General features: G+C 65.5%; 12 protein-coding genes and 1 tRNA gene. 10 read left to right on the top strand and 3 right to left on the bottom strand.

All coding sequences use genetic code 11. The features are described 5' to 3' along the window. The first annotated feature begins 2 nt into the window (after positions 1–2). From TSB10P1A_RS12905 to TSB10P1A_RS12895, 3 genes are read left to right on the top strand one after another with little or no spacing between them, the layout of a single operon-like run. Entirely contained in the window at positions 3–2,066 is a 2,064-nt protein-coding gene (locus TSB10P1A_RS12905) for a proline/glycine betaine ABC transporter permease (protein WP_186388325.1), read from the top strand. Further along, the gene (locus TSB10P1A_RS12900; protein ID WP_186388324.1) at positions 2,063–2,965 is read left to right on the top strand and encodes a choline/ethanolamine kinase family protein; all 903 of its coding nucleotides are present in this window, start codon (positions 2,063–2,065) and stop codon (positions 2,963–2,965) included. Before TSB10P1A_RS12905 ends, TSB10P1A_RS12900 begins: the two co-directional genes overlap by 4 nt. A gap of 4 nt (positions 2,966–2,969) precedes the next feature. Next, complete coding sequence (locus TSB10P1A_RS12895) at positions 2,970–5,414, top strand: FAD-dependent oxidoreductase (protein ID WP_186388323.1); 2,445 nt, start codon at positions 2,970–2,972, stop codon at positions 5,412–5,414. 3 nt (positions 5,415–5,417) lie between these two features. On the opposite strand, the gene TSB10P1A_RS12890 is transcribed toward TSB10P1A_RS12895, so the two are convergent. Continuing rightward, positions 5,418–7,157 carry a cyclic peptide export ABC transporter gene (locus TSB10P1A_RS12890; RefSeq protein WP_186388322.1) on the bottom strand — a complete coding sequence of 580 codons (1,740 nt, stop codon included), beginning with the start codon at positions 7,155–7,157 and terminating at the stop codon, positions 5,418–5,420. Positions 7,158–7,693: 536 nt separating this feature from the next. Between TSB10P1A_RS12890 and TSB10P1A_RS12885 the strand changes: the two genes are divergently transcribed. Continuing rightward, positions 7,694–7,770, top strand: a tRNA-Met gene (locus tag TSB10P1A_RS12885). 270 nt (positions 7,771–8,040) lie between these two features. Here TSB10P1A_RS12885 and lsrK read toward each other — a convergent pair. Both lsrK and TSB10P1A_RS12875 read right to left on the bottom strand, forming a co-directional pair. Then, positions 8,041–9,606 (bottom strand): autoinducer-2 kinase, encoded by a 1,566-nt coding sequence (gene lsrK, locus TSB10P1A_RS12880; protein ID WP_186388321.1) that lies wholly within the window; start codon positions 9,604–9,606, stop codon positions 8,041–8,043. Between the two features lie 32 nt (positions 9,607–9,638). Further along, on the bottom strand, positions 9,639–10,901 hold the full coding sequence (locus tag TSB10P1A_RS12875) for an LVIVD repeat-containing protein (protein WP_186388320.1): 1,263 nt from the start codon (positions 10,899–10,901) through the stop codon (positions 9,639–9,641). A gap of 316 nt (positions 10,902–11,217) precedes the next feature. Between TSB10P1A_RS12875 and TSB10P1A_RS12870 the strand changes: the two genes are divergently transcribed. From TSB10P1A_RS12870 to TSB10P1A_RS12845, 6 genes are all read left to right on the top strand, one after another. Then, positions 11,218–12,150: a sugar-binding transcriptional regulator gene (locus TSB10P1A_RS12870; protein WP_186388319.1), complete on the top strand. Its 933-nt coding sequence runs from the start codon at positions 11,218–11,220 to the stop codon at positions 12,148–12,150. A 178-nt stretch (positions 12,151–12,328) separates the two neighbouring features. Continuing rightward, on the top strand, positions 12,329–13,354 hold the full coding sequence (locus TSB10P1A_RS12865) for an ABC transporter permease (protein ID WP_186388318.1): 1,026 nt from the start codon (positions 12,329–12,331) through the stop codon (positions 13,352–13,354). Positions 13,355–13,395: 41 nt separating this feature from the next. After that, complete coding sequence (locus TSB10P1A_RS12860; protein WP_186388317.1) at positions 13,396–14,535, top strand: substrate-binding domain-containing protein; 1,140 nt, start codon at positions 13,396–13,398, stop codon at positions 14,533–14,535. A gap of 71 nt (positions 14,536–14,606) precedes the next feature. Beyond that, positions 14,607–15,332: an ATP-binding cassette domain-containing protein gene (locus TSB10P1A_RS12855; RefSeq protein ID WP_186388316.1), complete on the top strand. Its 726-nt coding sequence runs from the start codon at positions 14,607–14,609 to the stop codon at positions 15,330–15,332. A 33-nt stretch (positions 15,333–15,365) separates the two neighbouring features. Further along, positions 15,366–15,857 (top strand): D-ribose pyranase, encoded by a 492-nt coding sequence (rbsD, locus tag TSB10P1A_RS12850; protein ID WP_186398171.1) that lies wholly within the window; start codon positions 15,366–15,368, stop codon positions 15,855–15,857. Between the two features lie 8 nt (positions 15,858–15,865). Then, positions 15,866–16,177, top strand: a complete 312-nt coding sequence (locus tag TSB10P1A_RS12845; RefSeq protein WP_186388314.1) for an antibiotic biosynthesis monooxygenase — start codon at positions 15,866–15,868, stop codon at positions 16,175–16,177. Positions 16,178–16,194: the final 17 nt, after the last annotated feature.

Here is a 16,194-nt window from a genome sequence, read left to right as displayed (position 1 = left end):
GCATGAGCGAGACCGCCGGCCTGTCGCGTTCCGCCGTGGCACCTGTCGTCTCCGTCCGCGCGGACGGCGGGGAGGGCCGTCGCTGGCAGGCGATCTGGGGTGTCGGACTTGTCGCTTTCGTGCTGCTCTGGCAGTTCGGCAAGCCCTATGCCGGTTGGGCCTTCGACATCCCCCGCCCCTGGCGCATCCCGATGCAGCGCTGGATCGGCGATGCGATGCGCTGGCTGGTCGAGGATGCGAGCTTCGGCCTGTTCACCTTCACCGAGTTCACCCGCTTTCTCGCAGGCATGGTCGAGGCGCCCTATCGTCTGGTTCTCGGACTGCTGTCGACGGGCATCCTCGACGGACGCGGCAGCGCTGCCGTGCAACTGCTGCCGCCGCTGTCCTGGATCGCGGTGATCGGCATTGCCATGCTGATGGGACATTTCGCCGGAGGGCGCCGGCTCGCCCTGCTGGTCGGCGGCTGCTTCGCCTTCCTTGCCGTCTTCGGCCAGTGGACCAGCGCGATGGTGACGCTCGCCTCGATCCTGATCGCGGTGCCGATCGGGGTCGTCGGCGGCTTGCTGCTCGGGCTTGCCGCCTTTCGCTGGCGGACCTTCGAGCGCTTGCTGCGGCCAGTGCTCGACCTGATGCAGACCGTGCCAGTCTTCGCCTATCTGGTGCCGATCCTGTTCCTGTTCGGTTTCGGCCCGACGTCGGCGATCGTCGCCACCATCATCTATGCGCTGCCGCCGATGACGCGTATCAGCCTGCTTGCCTTGCGGGCCGTTCCGGAAGAGGCGCACGAACTGGGCCGGATGACCGGCTGCTCGCGGCGGCAGATGACCTGGCGCATCCTTGTGCCGAGTGCCCGGCCGGGGCTGATGGTCGGCGTCAACCAGGTGATCATGCTGTCGCTCAACATGGTCATCATCGCCTCGATGATCGGCGCGGGCGGGCTCGGTTTCGACGTGCTGGCCGCCCTGCGGCGCCTCGACATCGGGGCGGGCATCGAGGCGGGGCTTGCCATCGTTGTGCTTGCCATTGCACTCGACAGGCTGAGCCAGGCCTTCGCCGGCCGCCGCCCGGAGCACGAGGCGGAAGGCGCACGGCGCAAAAACCTGCTCGCGCGCCATCCCTATACGGTTGCCGGCTGCCTGCTTGTTGCCGTCACTGCCCTTGCCGGCCTCGTTGCCGCGCCGGTGCAGGCCTATCCGAAGGCCTTGCAGCTTTCCACCGGGTCGGTGGGCAGCGACATCGTCGGCTGGATCAACGTCAATTTCTTCGACCAGATCGAGGCGGTGAAGAACGCGCTGCTGCTCAACGTGCTGGTGCCGGTGAAACGCTTTCTCGCCGGCTTGCCCTGGCTCGGCGTGACCGGGCTGCTGGGCCTGCTCGGCTGGCGGCTGGGCGGCTGGCGGCTCGCCCTTCTGGTCACCGTGCTCGCCTCGCTGATCGCCTTCACCGGCCAGTGGGAAAAAGCGATGGTGACCGTCTATCTCTGCGGCATCTCGGTCGTCATCGCCTGCATGATCGGCATTCCCGTCGGCATTCTCGCCTCGACCCGCGAGCGGCTGTGGAAGGCGGTCGAACTCGTCATCGACACGCTGCAGACGCTGCCCTCCTTCGTCTATCTGATGCCGGCGGTGATGCTGTTCCGGGTCGGCGATTTCACCGCGATGATCGCCGTGGTCGCCTATGCGGTGGCGCCGGCGATCCGCTACACCGCGCACGGGCTGCGCCAGGTGAACCCGCAACTGGTCGAGGCCGGCATCGTCTCGGGGGCAACCCCCTGGCAGTTGATGACCAAGGTCCGCTTGCGGCTGGCCCTGCCGGAGATCCTGCTCGGCATCAACCAGACGATCATGCTGGCGCTGTCGATGCTCGTCATCACTGCCCTTGTCGGCACGCGTGACCTTGGCCAGGAAGTCTATATCGCGCTCACCAAGGCCGATACCGGGCGCGGCCTGGTCGCGGGCCTTGCCGTCGCCTTCATCGCCATCATCGCCGACCGGCTGATCTCCGCCGCGGCCGAGCGGAGCCGCCAGCGCCTCGGCCTCAACGATACCGCAGGAGGACGCGCATGAGCGATGCGCCCGGATCCGCCGCGACGCGGGACAGGATCGCGACTCTGCCGGTCTGGTCCGGCCGACCGGAGATCGAACCGCTGCATGGCGGGCTCTCCAATGCCAGCTTTCTGGTCCGCGACGGACGCGGAGCCTTCGTCGTGCGTCTCGGCCAGGATTTCCCGTTCCATCATGTCGAGCGGGCACGCGAGGCGATGGTGACGCGGGCTGCCGTCGAGCTCGGCCTTGCGCCGGAACTGGTACATGCCGAGCCCGGCATCATGGTGTCGCGGTTCATCGACGGTCACACGTTTGGTCCCGCCGACGTGCGCGCCCGTCGCGCCGATGTCGCCGCGCTCATCCGCCGCTTCCACACCGGGATGGGGGCGAGGATCAGCGGGGCCGGCTTCATCTTCTGGGTCTTCCATGTGATCCGCGACTATGCCCGCACCCTGGTCGCCGGCAACTCGCGCATGGCGGGCCGCCTGCCGGAGTTCCTCACTGTAGCGCAGGAGATGGAACAGGCGCAGGTCGCCCTGCCCATCATCTTCGGCCATCACGACCTGCTGCCGGCCAACTTCATCGATGACGGCAACCGTCTGTGGCTGATCGATTTCGAATATGCGGGTTTCGGCACAGCGATGTTCGACCTCGCCGGCGTCGCCTCCAATGCCGGTTTCTCGCAGATGGAGACCGCAGATCTGCTGGAAACTTATCTCGACGCGCCGGCGGAGGCGGCCTTCCTGCATGCCCATGCGGCGATGCAGGTCGCCTCGCTGCTGCGCGAGACTCTGTGGAGCCTCGTCTCCGAGCTCCATCTCGACGCGCCCGGCGTCGACTATGTCGCCTACACCGCAGAAACGCTCGCCGCCTACGAGGCGGCGCTCGCCAGCTACCACCTCCGTTTCGGAAAGGGTTAGTTCCATGTCGCTTCCTCAGCAGGCCCAGATCGTCGTCATCGGCGGCGGCATCATCGGCTGCTCGACCGCCTATCATCTGGCCCGCGATCACAAGGCCGACGTGCTGCTGCTCGAGCAGGGCAAGCTCACCAGCGGTTCGACCTGGCATGCCGCCGGTCTCGTCGGGCAGTTGCGCTCCTCCGCCTCGATCACTCAGGTGCTGAAATACTCCGTCGACCTCTACAAGCGGCTGGATGCCGAGACGGGTCTTGAGACCGGCTGGCGGATGACCGGCTGTCTGCGGCTCGCCTGCAACCAGGACCGCTGGATCGAATATCGCCGCCTTGCCACCACCGCCCGCAGCTTCGGCATGGAAATGCATCTGCTGTCGTCGGACGAGGTGAAGGCGATGTGGCCCTTGATGCGTGTCGACGACCTGGTGGGGGCAACATTCCTGCCGACCGACGGACAGGCCAGCCCCTCCGACATCACCCAGTCGCTGGCAAAGGGCGCACGCATGCACGGGGTGCGGATCGTCGAGGGCGGGCGGGTTACCGGGTTTGTCATGGAGGGGTCCCGCATCACCCATGTGGAGACGACGCAGGGGCGCATCGCCTGCGACAAGGTGGTCAACTGCGCCGGCCAGTGGGCGCGGCAGGTCGGCGCCATGGCCGGCGTCAACGTGCCGCTGCAGCCGGTCAAGCACCAATACATCATCACCGAGGCGATCGAGGGCATCACCTCCAACACCCCGACGGTACGTGATCCGGACCGGCGCACCTATTTCAAGGAGGAGGTGGGCGGCCTTGCGCTCGGCGGCTACGAGCCGGACCCCATCGCCTGGACGACCGGAGATGTCCCGAACGACTTCCAGTTCCAGCTCTTCGAGGACGATTGGGACCACTTCGAGCAGCATCTGGTCAACTCGATCCACCGGATCCCGGCGCTGGAACGCACCGGCGTCAAGCAGATGATCAACGGACCGGAGAGCTTCACGCCGGACGGCAATTTCATTCTCGGCGCGGCGCCCGAATGCGCCAACATGTATGTGGGCGCGGGCTTCAACGCCTTCGGTATCGCCTCGGGCGGCGGTGCCGGTTGGGTGCTCGCCGAATGGGCGATGAAGGGCGAGGCGCCGCTCGACCTGTGGAGCGTCGATATCCGCCGCTTCTCGGGCCTGCACAGCGACCGCGACTGGGTCTGCGAGCGCACGCTGGAAGCCTATGGCAAGCACTACACCATCGTCTTCCCGCACGAGGAATACGAAAGCGGCCGGCCGCGCATCGTCTCGCCGCTGTATGAGAGGCTGAAGGCACGGGGCGCGGTGTTCGGCTCCAAGCTGGGCTGGGAGCGGCCGAACTGGTTTGCCCGTTCCGGCGACGAGCCGCGCGACGTCTATTCGATGGGCCGGCAGAACTGGTTCGACGCGGTCGGCGAGGAGCACCGGGCCGTGCGCGAGGCCGTCGGCCTGTTCGACCAGTCGTCCTTCGCCAAGTTCGAGCTGCGCGGGCCGGATGCGGCGGAACAGCTCGAGTTCATCTGCGCCAACAAAGTCGGCAAGCCGGCCGGCCGGCTCACCTATACCCAGCTCCTCAACAGCCGCGGCGGCATCGAGTGCGACTTGACGGTAGCGCGTCTTGCCGAGGACCTGTTCTACATCGTCACGGGAACGGGCTTCCGCACCCATGACGGAGGTTGGATCTCCGAGCACCTGCGCACCGGCTCCAACGCGACCCTTGTCGATGTGACCGAGGAGTATGGCACCTTGTCGCTGATGGGTCCGAAGGCCCGCGATGTGCTTGCCACTGTCGCGCCGGGGGCGGATGTGTCGGGCGAGGCCTTCCCCTTCGGCCATGTGCGGGTGATCGAGATCGCCGGACATCCGGTGCGGGCCTTGCGCGTCACCTATGTTGGCGAACTCGGCTGGGAACTGCATGTTCCGATCGCGGCCACCGGCGCGGTGTTCGACGCGCTGATGCAGGCGGGTGCCCCGCACGGCATCCGTCCGGCCGGCTATCGCGCCATCGAATCCCTGCGGCTGGAGAAGGGCTATCGCGCCTGGGGCGCCGACATCACGCCGAACGACAGCCCGTTCGAGGCGGGCCTTGGCTGGGCGGTCAAACTGCGCTCCGGTCTTCCCTTTCTCGGCCGGAAGGCCGTGGAGCGCATTGCGGCCGCGCCGCTGCGCAAGCAGCTCGCCTGCTTCACCGTGGAGGACCGGGGCGTGGTGCTGCTTGGCCGCGAGACGATCCTGCGTGATGGTGAGTTTGCCGGCTATCTTTCTAGCGGAGGCTTTGGCTACACGGTGGATCGGCCCATCGGCTACGGCTATGTGCGCCGGGCGGAGGGAGTGGACGAGGCGTACTTGCGCGCCGGCAGCTACGAGCTCGTCGTCGCCAATGAGCGGGTGCCGGCCCGGATCGAACTCGGTGCCCTCTACGATCCGCAGAACGCGCGGGTGAAGGCCTGAGGATCAGGCGCTGGCCGCGGCATCCGCCATCGCGTGTGCCGCGCCGGGCATGCGCGTGTCCGACACGATGCGGCCGGCTTCCATCCGGATCAGCCGGTCGCATTTGTCGAAGCAGTGCTCGTCATGGGTGACTGCGATGACCAGGTGGCCGTCGCGGGCCATCTGCGGCACGAGGACCTCGTAGAAGAGCTTGCGGCGAACGGGGTCCTGATCGGCGGCGAACTCGTCGAGCACGATGATCGGCCGTGCCTCGGCAAGCGCGACAGACAGCGCCAGCCGTCGCTTCTGGCCCGTCGAAAGCGCCAGGGTCGAGAACGCGCCGTCCTGTATCCGCACCCGGTGGGCGAGGTCGAGCTCCGCGAGATGCGGCGGGACCTTGGCCTGCTCCACCGCGTCGAGGCCATAAAGGCGGGCGAAGAGGTGGAATTCGCTGAACACGGCGCTGAACAGGTCCCGATAGTCCTGCAGGCCGGCAACCGACACCGGTTTTCCGTCGAGCAGGATCTCGCCGCTTTCGGGCCGGCGCAGGCCGGTCAGCAGCGAGATCAGCGTCGACTTGCCCGCGCCGTTGCCGCCGCTGATGAACACGACCTCGCCGGGCGTCAGCACCAGGTCGAGCGGGCCGACGGTGAAGCGTTCGTCGTCGGCCGGCGCGCCGGCGCTCTGCGGCGGGGTTTCCGACAGGGTCGCCGTCACGCCGCGCAGTTCGATCCGCGAAAACGCCGGGGTCGGACTGTCTGGCGCGGTGCCCGCGTCGACCTCCGCCTCGGCGATCAGGTCCTTTTCCAACCCGGCGATCAGGCGACGGGCGACGGCGGCGCGCGAGAAGGACGCAAGATTGCCCATCACCGTTTCCACCGGTCCGTAGGTCAGCAGCACGACGGTCAGCACCTGCAGCACGGTTTCGGTCGGCGTGCCGGCGAGAAGCGGCAGACCGACGACGATCAGGCACAGGAGGCCCATCATCGCGCCCTGGGCGACCGTCTGGCCGAGGCTGAAGAAGCGCTCGGCGGTGACCTTCAACTCGCGTTCGCGGCTCGCCGCATCCAGGATGTCGGCCTGCAGTCCGTCGCGCCGGGCGCGCCGCAGCCGCAGCTCCTTGTAGCCGCGCAACACGTCGTTGACCCGGTCGAAGAAGGTCCATTCCGTCCGCGAGGCCCGCTCGGCGCTCGCCTGCGCGGGCGTCTGCGCCAGCAGGTAGCCGATGGCGCCGAGCACCACGGCACCGAGTGTCGCCACGCCGCTCGGCCAGGACAGATAGAAGATGTAGGGGATGCAGAAAGCGATCACCAGCGCCGCTTCCAGCGACTGGATGAAGTTCACCGATGCATAGGAGATCTGGTTCACCTCGTGGGTGACGATCGAATAGACCTTGCCGTGGTCGCGGCGTGACAGGAAATCGGCACGCGCCTCCAGCAGCCGCCGGCTCAACTCGGTGCGCAGCCGCCGCTTCGTCGTCTCGACGAGGCGGAAGCTGGCGACCCGTGCGAGGTGCGAGAAGGTCAGCGTCGAGGCGATGGCGGCGAGCAGCAGCAGGACGTCGCCCGTGGCAATGGCGGCAGCCCCCGCCAGCGTGTTGATGGCGTAGATCATGCCCGAGCGGGTGACGCTGGCCAGCACCGCATAGGCGAGCACGGGCGAGCGCATCAGATTGCCGTCGCGGATCAGGAAGGCGAAGAGCGAGCCGAGCCCGCTGCCGCCGTCGGTGCTGCTACCCGTCTCGCTGTCGTTCTGGCCCGCCATCTTGCCCGTCTTGTTCGCCGTGTCCGCGTGTCGCCGGCGTGTGATTTCTCCTGCCGCAAGACCTGCCTTGCGTGCTGGCCGACCGTCGCCGTGCCCCTGCTCTAGCCCAATTCGCCGGCGAGGGGAACGCGCTTGAGCCGGGCAGGGGAAGCGGGCGTTCGGGATCGAGATCCGCTTCGCACCTCTGCGGGCCCTTCGCAACTTTCCGCGCGGTTGTCGGGCCAGGCCGCTCTGCCGTCTGGCGGTGTACTGGCTCCGCCGTTCCGGCCCGTCATGCGCTTGACCGTCGCTTCGGACCATCTCGTGCTGGAGGCAGCCGGCCGATGGCATTGCCGACGGGCGGTGCAAGCCGGTCTGCGGCAACTCGGTCACGGGTGTTTTCGCGTCATCAGCGGCTCTGGCGCCAGGGTCTTGGCGGGATGCGAAACTGCGTTGGGAAAAGCCGACTTGTCCGGCCGCTCTTCTCTTGACAGTCGGGCGCGGCGCCGACTATATGCGGGCTCACTCGCGCGGGCCTTGCTGCCCGCTGCCGGTCTGGCGGAGTAGCTCAGTTGGTTAGAGCAGCGGAATCATAATCCGCGTGTCGGGGGTTCGAGTCCCTCCTCCGCTACCACCACTTGTCTTTCCAAGAGCAATTGTCGGTCATCATGCACTGGCCTGCACGCCGTGCCGGGCAGCCAGGCGAGGGCACGCGTCAATAAGGTGCTGGGGTCGCGCTGGGCACAATCTCGCAATAGGCTAGACGCCTGGCGTCATCGACGCAGACATGCAGGTAGTTCCAGCCCTGCTCGCGGTCGCTGTGAGTGCCGCGTCCCAGTCCGGTCATCCGTGGCCGGGGCGGGGCAAGCGACCCTACCCCGGGCAACCTTCATAGCTTTTACAGTCAGACGCCCGGCGCGCGCCACATGGCGGAGGTCACGCCTGCGTCGGTCAGGGCCTTTTGCTGGGGGTAAGCGCGTTCCCAGCGCTCCCGTGCCGCGAGATAGGTCTCCGCCATCGTGGGGTTGGGCGTGACAATGCGCTCCACCTCGGACATTTCCGATCCGGCCTCTGCCAGAGACGAGAAATTTCCGATGCCGAAGGCTGCGACCGCGGCACACCCCAAGGCGGTCGCTTCACGCACCCTGGGGATGGCGACCTCGCGACCCAGAACGTCGGCCAGGATCTGCGCCCATAGCGCGCCCTTGGACGCGCCACCGGCGAACACCACCGGCTTGTCGATGCGGACCTTGGAGAAGCTCATCACCCGTTCCAGATTGATGCTGGAGACGATTGCGGCATTCTCCTCCAGCGCACGGAACAGGCTCGCCCTGGTGGTGTGCCCCGGCTCGATCGACATGTTCAGGAAGGAGGGCGCCGCGTGGTACCAGTGCCCGAAATCCATCGCATCGGAAAAAACCGGGATGATCCCGTTGCTGCCAGGCGGAATCCTGGCGGCCATTTCCTCCAGCAGGGCATAGACGTCCATACCGCGCCGGGCGGCCTCTTCCTTCTCCTCGCCGCAGAACGTGTCGCGGAACCAGCGCATGGTCAGGCCGACGAAAAAGGAGATGCACTCCGCCTGGTTCAGCCCGGCAACCACGTGCGGATTGATACGCACCCGCCTCGTGTCGTCGGTGCGGCCCGTCGGGATGTTGATCACCTGTTGCCAGAACGTGCCGCCGAGAATTGCGGCATCACCATCGCGGGTGACGCCAAGCCCCAGCGTTCCCATCTGCACATCGCCGCCGCCGCAGATCACCGGGGTGCCGGGCTTCAACCCGGTTTCCTCGGCGGCCTTCGCCGTCACGCCGCCGATCGCCGAACCGGGCTCGACGACGCGCGGAAACAGCTCGCGCGGCAACTGGGCCCTGTCAATCAGCGCGTCCGACCATTGCCGCGCGCCGGGGTCCAGCAGCCCTGTGGTTCCCGCGTTGGAGGGTTCGACCACGATCTCGCCGCTCAAGCGGGCGGCGACCCAGTCGTTGATCATCGACAGTCTGGCTGCTTTCTCGAAGATGCCGGGGCGGTTCCGGCGCAGCCATTTCAGCCGTGGCCAGACCCCGAGCGCGAAGGTCTGGCCGCTGACGCGGTAGAAATGCGCTTCCAGTTCCTCGTCCCGCGCTTTCAGGTCGGCGACTTCGGCGGTCGCCCGTCCGTCCACATTGGCACAGGCCCACAGCTCGTTTCCTGCCGCGTCGTAGACGACAATGCCCTCGCGCATCGATGTCGAGCTGATCGCCGCGATCTCATCCGCGCGGATGCCGGCACTGGCGATGGCGCGGCGGATGCAGCGGGCGAGAAGCCGCCAGTTCCCCGCACAGTCGAAACTCATCGAGCCGGGGACGCCGGCCTCGCTGATATGGGCCCACTCTTCCTGGCTGAGCCCGCACTGCCGGCCGGCGTCGTCGAAGACCACCGCCCGACCGCTGCCGGTGCCGGCATCTATGGCGAGATAGTATTGCGGCATTGAGCTCTCCTCGTCGCGTGTGCCGGCCGGTCTCAGCCGTTGAACTCGGCGATGTGCAGGCCGCCGCCGCTGAAATCAGTAAAATAGACAAGGCCCGCAGAGTCCACGAAGACGTCGGTGGTGTTGATAACCAGCGGCCGGCCCGGACGGTGGTCGACATGATGTGTCGGCGCCTGGGGCACGAGCGCGCCGACTTCACGGGGGGCGTAGGGGTTGGAAATGTCGTGGACCCTCAGGCCGGCGTTCTGCCAGGTGGAGAAGATTAGCGTCGAGCTGACGAAGCTGCCCGGCCGGTTTTCATGCACGTTGTGCGGTCCGAAATGGCCGCCGACGGCCTTGTAGTCGCGGTCGTTGGGCTTGGGGAAGGTGGCGATGGAGACCGGATTGGCGGGGTTGCGGATATCGAAGACCCAGATCGGCTTGTCGCCGTCCTCCTCGTTGTCGAGGACCGTCTCGTCGACCACGATCAGCAGGTCGCGATCCGGCAGAGGCAGGCAGTTGTGGGTGCCGCCGCCAAAGGGCGGCGCCCAGTTGCGATGCGCAATCATCCTGGGAGCCGCGCGGTCCTTCACATCGACCACGACGAGGCAGGCATCGCGCCAGCCGCAATAGGCGGTGTCGCCATGGACGATCGGGTGGTGCAGGCTGTAGCGCCCCTCCGCAAGCGGCCAGTCCGGCACCTCGTCGGCAGCGACGTTCATTCCCGGCAGCCAGAAGCGGCCGACGATCTCCGGTCTTGTGGGATCGGACATGTCGATGGTCACGAGAATGAAGTCGGTGAACCCCTCGATCTGCGCGGACGCATAGGCCCAGCGCCCGCCCGCATACCAGATGCGATGGAGGCCAACGCCATTGACCGGCATGAAGCCGATCTGTCGCGGGTTTACGGGATCGGTCAAGTCGTAGACGGCCATGCCGGCGGAGTGGTTGCGGTCCGCCGACTGCATCGCCTTGGAGATATCGCTAGTATCTGCCTTGTAGTAGTTGCGCTCGTCGTCGCTCTCCGGCTTGGCAAACTGGTCCTGCGCGTGAACCGTCAGCAGGAGGTTGTCATGCACCTGAAGATGCAGCGACCAGGTATTGGCAGGGGAGGGGATATAGTTCACCGTGCGAGGGCGGGCGGAATCGCGAACGTCGATCACGCTGAAGCCCTTCGAGAAGATGTGGGCCACATAGGCGTAGCCGTCGCGCACCATGATCTGCGTACCGTCGGATCTCCCTCCCTGGGTGCAGTGGCCAATCAGTTGCATGTTGAAAGCGTGGGCGGGCGCGCGCAGGGTGGTTGCGGTGGTCATGGTTTCCTCTCCGGGGGAACGTCTGGCTGTCCACCGCCTCCTTCGAGGTGCGGCAGCGGATGCCGGATCGCTTTACGAATAGATCATTTGTGTTTATGTAAAACATATGAACATTCCCGTTGGGACTCGTCAAGCGCCGCGTCCCGCTTTTTGCCTTGACCGGGTCGTCGGTCCTGGGGCAAACGCGCTGGACCAAGGTTGGCCGGTTTCGGCTTGAAGTTTGGCGGAGCCTGATTCGTAATGCCGTCGCGTTTTCACGCGGAGGCCCCTGCGTCAGACGGGGCCGACGTCTTGGCGCGTGCCTGAGAGATCGTCCATGACTGCATTCGAGACGCCGATCATTTCCGAGGAAGACGCGCTGCTGGCCCGTGTGGCCTGGTATTACTACCATGATGGGCTGACCCAACAGGCGATTGGCGAAAAGCTGGGTCTGCCGCGTATCAAGGTCTCCCGAATGCTTGAGAACGGTCGCCGCAGCGGCATGCTGGAGGTGCGGATCAACTCCGCCTTGCAGGGATGCCTGGAGATCGAGCGTCGCTTGCAGGACCGGTTCAAGCTGGAGGAAGTGCGAGTTATCCCGCATCTACCGGGGGAGCCGCGCAGCGAAAGACTTGGCCAGGCCGCGGCCCAGTTCCTCATGCAGCGCCTGGATGAAGGCGGGCTTCTGGCGGTCGGCTGGGGGGAAATGGTCGGCGCGGCGATCCGCCGCCTGGGGCATCTGGTGAACGATCGCCGGATCGACCTTGTCGGCATGACCGGCGGTGTTCAGGCCTATGTCGACGGGCTTCGTGTGGTCAGCGCCGATTGCAAGATGTTCCTCGTGCCGGCGCCGCTGGTGGTGGAGGATGCCCAGATCGCCAAGGCGATGCTGCGCGACGCCAGCGTGCGCAACACATTGCAGATGGCGCTGAAGGCCGATTTCGCGCTGGTCGGCATTGGCGCGGTTGACGAGACCGCCAGCGTCATCCGCCGCGGTTATGTCCACCCCGCAGAGATTGAGGCGATGCGCCGGAGCGGCGCGATCGGCGACGTTCTTTGCCGGTTCTTCGATGCTGAGGGCAAGGAGATCGACCTGCCATTGCACGAACGGGTGATCGGCTTGCCGCTGGAGAGCTACCGCGAGGCTCCGCGGATGATCGCCGCCTCCGGTGGCCTCGATAAGGTACCCGCGATACGGGCGGCCCTGCAGGGCGATTTCATCAATATCTTCATCACTGACGAGCAGACCGCCCACGCTCTGGTGGGGTGATCCGCGCGCTTCTTCCCGCCTGTTTTCCGACCTTCCCGCCCCCTGCCTGGCAGGGCGTGCGGCTGCGCGCGCAGGTGCCGATGGCGCGGAGGTAAAACGAGGCGCTTGACACTCTTTCCAAGCTGTGTGTTCAATTGATCCAACAAAAAACAAATGAACATATTTCTGGGAGGGAATATTGGCACTCGTACAAGACGATGGCCCGGCTGCGCGGCAGCGCCAGGTGCTCGAAACCTCGAACTGGCGCGGCAACCTGCCCCCGCTCTTCGGCCCCACGAAGGTCCCGCTGGCTGCGCCGGCGGTGATGCTGGGCATCATTGCCCTGATCATGGCCTTCACCACGCCGAGCTTCTTTTCCGTCGGCAACATGCGGGCGATCTCCCTCGACGCGTCGCTGATCATGTTGCTGGGCATCGGTATGACGGCCGTCATCACCGCCCGTGGCATCGATCTGTCGATCGGCGCGATTCTGACGCTGTCCAGCGTTGCCTTTGCGGCCGCCCTTAAGGATTTCGGCCTGCCGCTCTGGCTCGCGGTGCTTGTCGGTTTCGCGACGGGAGGGCTTTGCGGCCTGATCAACGGTCTGCTGATCACCAAGCTGCGGATGCCGGACTTCATCGTCACGCTTTCGACGGAGCTCGTGTTCCGCGGGCTTGCGCTGGTCTATGCCGGCGGCGGCGTCTTCTTCGGCTTTCCGGAATTCGTCACCTGGCTCGGACGCGGGCGGCTGCTCGGAATCCCGATGCCGCTGATTATCGCGCTCACCTTCATCGTCGCGGCGCATTGCATCTTTGCCTATCACAAGATCGGCGCCCGGCTGCATGCGGTCGGCGGCAACCCGATCGCGGCCCGGCGGCTCGGCATCAGCGTCCTCAACTACCGGGTTGGCGTCTATGTGTTCATGGGCCTGATCGCGGCGCTTGGCGGCATCATCCTGACCGGTCGTCTCGATGCGGTCGTCGCCTCGGGTGCGGTGACAATCCTGCTGAACACGGTCGCGGCGGTGATCGTCGGCGGCACCAACCTGTTCGGCGGACGCGGCTCGATCATCGGCACGCTGCTCGGGGCGTGGTTGCTCGCCACCATCACCAATGCCGTGGTGATGCTCGGCTTCGAGGCCTTCTGGCAACACGTGGCCGCCGGCGCCGTCATCCTGATCACCATCGGCCTCTACTCCCGCAGCAACAGCCGCAGCGAGGAATAGATTTACCCAAATACCAAAAAAACCAAAGTGGAGGAGACGAAATGACCAAGAAGACCCTTGCAAGAACAATCCTGCTGACCGGAGCCGCAACCCTTGCCCTGTCCTTGCCGCTTGCGGCCCAGGAGGTGCCGGCAGGCGCCAAGGAGCGCGGCTACTTCCTGCTCCCCGAGCTGCACGAAATGGTGCCGGCCGAACGGGCGGCCATGGACGAGTTCATGAAGTCGGTGGTTGCCGAGCCGGTTGCCAGCACCAAGACGTTCGACAAGCCGCTGCGCATCGCCTTGATGTTCCCGAGCCTTGAAACCTCGGACGCCTGGGCCCGTCTCAATATCTCGACCCGCAAGCGCCTTGAAGAACTCGGCGTGCCCTTCGAGATCACCGAGTTCATGATCAAGCCGGACGAGCACGACCGGCAGGGTGCACAGGTCGAGCAGGTTCTGGCCGGCAACTTCGACTATGTCGTGATCGGCCCGTCCGAGTATCAGGTGCAGAAGTCGAACATCTCCCGCCTTGCCGAGACCCTGCCCACGCTGGTGATGAACGTCGTCAATCCTTTCGTGGAAACCTACGGCACCGACAAGCAACCGATTACCCATGTCGGTTTCGACCATACGATCGGCGCCGAGGCTCTGTGTCAGTGGGTGATCGGAGAGACCGGCGGCGAGGGCAAGTTCGCACTCGTGCGCTACATTCCCGGCCTCATCGACAGCCAGCGGTCGGACCATTTCGCCGACTGCGTTACCAAGAACTCCAACATGGAACTGGTCGGCGAGTTCGAGGCGAACGGCGACCGCGAGCTCGCCTTCAGCGGAGCCAACGCGCTGTTGAGCCGCCATCCCGACATCCGGATGCTGCACGCGGGCAACACCGCCGTGGCGCTTGGCGTGCTGGCGGCCGCGACCGAGCGCGGCGTTCTGGATGACGTCATCATCAACGGCTGGGGCGGCGGCGCCGACGAACTGAAGTCGATCAAGGAAGGCGGCCTGAAGGTGACGGCGTTCCGCGTCAATGACGACTGGGGCGTCGCGGTCGCGGAAGCCATCCGGGCCCACGCGCAGGGTGACCCGGTGCCGGTCGTCCTGGCCGCGACGATCAAGCCGCTGGACTACAAGATGTCGAGCGAGGCGATCGACGCGGAAACTGCGCATGCTTTCCGCTATTCCGGCCAGCTCGACCGCTGAGCCTCCCATGTTGCGGGGGCCGCGATGTGGCCCCCGCCTCCAAGATATCTGCGAAGACTGGATGGCATGACATGAGCGTGGTTCTGCGCGGAATTTCCAAATCCTACGGGCCGGTGAAAGCGATTGAGAACATCGATCTGGAAGTGAAAGCCGGCGAGGTGGTCGGGCTGCTGGGAGACAACGGCGCGGGCAAGTCCACCTTGATGAAGGTGCTGGCAGGCGCGGTGACGCCAGACACGGGCACTATCGAAGTGGACGGCGAGCTCTGTTCGTTTTCAAGTTCGTCGGAGGCGCGAGATACCGGCATTGCGATGCTGTACCAGGATCTTGCGTTGTTCGACGACATGCCGGTGGTGCACAACATCTTCCTCGGCCGCGAGATCACCAACCGCTTCGGCTTCCTGAAATACGGCGAGATGCGAAAGCGAGCCCAGGAGATCGTCAACAGCTTCTCCGTGCGCCCCTTCGATGTCCGCACGCCGTCCGGCCACCTGTCGGGTGGCCAGCGGCAGGTGTCGGCGCTGGCGCGGACCACCGCCTTCGGCAGCCGCTATATCATCCTCGACGAGCCAACATCGGCGCTCAGCCCGAGCGCCAGGGACGAGGTCCTCTCCGTCGTGCGGGAACTCGCCGACAAGGGCATCGGCATCATCATGGTCAGTCACGACCTCGGCCATGTGCGCAAGGTCTGCGACCGGGTGGCCATCCTGCATCTGGGTATGATGGCCGGCATGCGCGACATGGCAACCACCTCCCAGGACGAAATCATCTCTCTCATCGTTCAGGGACACGCCTGAACCAACGACCTTCCCAAACGAAAGGACAACGCCATGCGGCGGAATGGAATTCTTAACGTGAAACTGAGCCGGGCCATCTCCGAGATGGGCCATGACGACATTCTGCTCGTCACCGATGCCGGTTACCCCATGGCCTATGACGACCGGGTCATCGATCTGGCCCTGTGCCCCGGCGTGCCGGATCTGGTTACCGTGCTGCGGGCGATCCGCCAGGAAATGTGGGTGGAAGAATACCACATGATCGAGGACGCCAAGGAGAACAACCCGAACGCCTGGAACGGCGTCGCCGAGGTCTTCCCCGACGCCAAGGCCAGCACCCGTCCCAACAGTTGGTTCCACGAGGATGGTTATCGCGGTGCGAAATACATCGTGCGCACCGGCGCCTGGATGCCCTGGGGCAATGTCGCGCTCGTCTCCGGCATTCCCGTCCAGGAATGGTTCAGCAACACCGGAGCGCCGGTTCCGGAGAGCTGGACGGAGCGTCACGAGTTGAATGTGAAGTTCGGTAAGGTCGGCGTGGAGTGAGCCTGCAGATGTTCGTTCAATTGGTTCACATCCAGGTGAAGCCGGATCGCATCGAGGATTTCCTCGATGCCTTCCGGATTAACTACGAGGGCACGATCCGGGAGCCGGGGAACCTGCGTTTCGACGTGCTCCAGGATCCGGAGGAAGAGACGCGGTTCACCATCGTCGAGATCTTCCGCAGCGCCGAGAGCGTCGACGATCACCGTCGCACCGAGCACTACAAGACGACCGTGGCGCTGCTGGAGGACATCATGACCGGACCGCGCACCAAGGACATCTATCGACTGGTGATGTCGGATCTGGTGAACGAGCAGGTTTGAGGCGATGGATGACGTGC

The organism is Stappia sp. TSB10P1A (assembly GCF_900185725.1).
In the GTDB taxonomy this organism is placed as follows: domain Bacteria; phylum Pseudomonadota; class Alphaproteobacteria; order Rhizobiales; family Stappiaceae; genus Stappia.
The sequence above is the reverse complement of the archived record's forward strand: the minus strand, read 5'-3'. Positions and strand labels throughout refer to the sequence as shown.

Coding starts and splice junctions, on each gene's coding strand:
- TSB10P1A_RS12895 (WP_186388323.1), top strand. CDS start 2,970: ATGTCGCTTCCTCAGCAGGCCCAGATCGTCGTCATCGGCGGCGGCATC.
- TSB10P1A_RS12875 (WP_186388320.1), bottom strand. CDS start 10,901: ATGACCACCGCAACCACCCTGCGCGCGCCCGCCCACGCTTTCAACATG.
- TSB10P1A_RS12860 (WP_186388317.1), top strand. CDS start 13,396: ATGACCAAGAAGACCCTTGCAAGAACAATCCTGCTGACCGGAGCCGCA.
- TSB10P1A_RS12890 (WP_186388322.1), bottom strand. CDS start 7,157: ATGGCGGGCCAGAACGACAGCGAGACGGGTAGCAGCACCGACGGCGGC.
- rbsD (WP_186398171.1), top strand. CDS start 15,366: ATGCGGCGGAATGGAATTCTTAACGTGAAACTGAGCCGGGCCATCTCC.
- TSB10P1A_RS12870 (WP_186388319.1), top strand. CDS start 11,218: ATGACTGCATTCGAGACGCCGATCATTTCCGAGGAAGACGCGCTGCTG.
- TSB10P1A_RS12855 (WP_186388316.1), top strand. CDS start 14,607: ATGAGCGTGGTTCTGCGCGGAATTTCCAAATCCTACGGGCCGGTGAAA.
- TSB10P1A_RS12905 (WP_186388325.1), top strand. CDS start 3: ATGAGCGAGACCGCCGGCCTGTCGCGTTCCGCCGTGGCACCTGTCGTC.
- TSB10P1A_RS12900 (WP_186388324.1), top strand. CDS start 2,063: ATGAGCGATGCGCCCGGATCCGCCGCGACGCGGGACAGGATCGCGACT.
- lsrK (WP_186388321.1), bottom strand. CDS start 9,606: ATGCCGCAATACTATCTCGCCATAGATGCCGGCACCGGCAGCGGTCGG.
- TSB10P1A_RS12845 (WP_186388314.1), top strand. CDS start 15,866: ATGTTCGTTCAATTGGTTCACATCCAGGTGAAGCCGGATCGCATCGAG.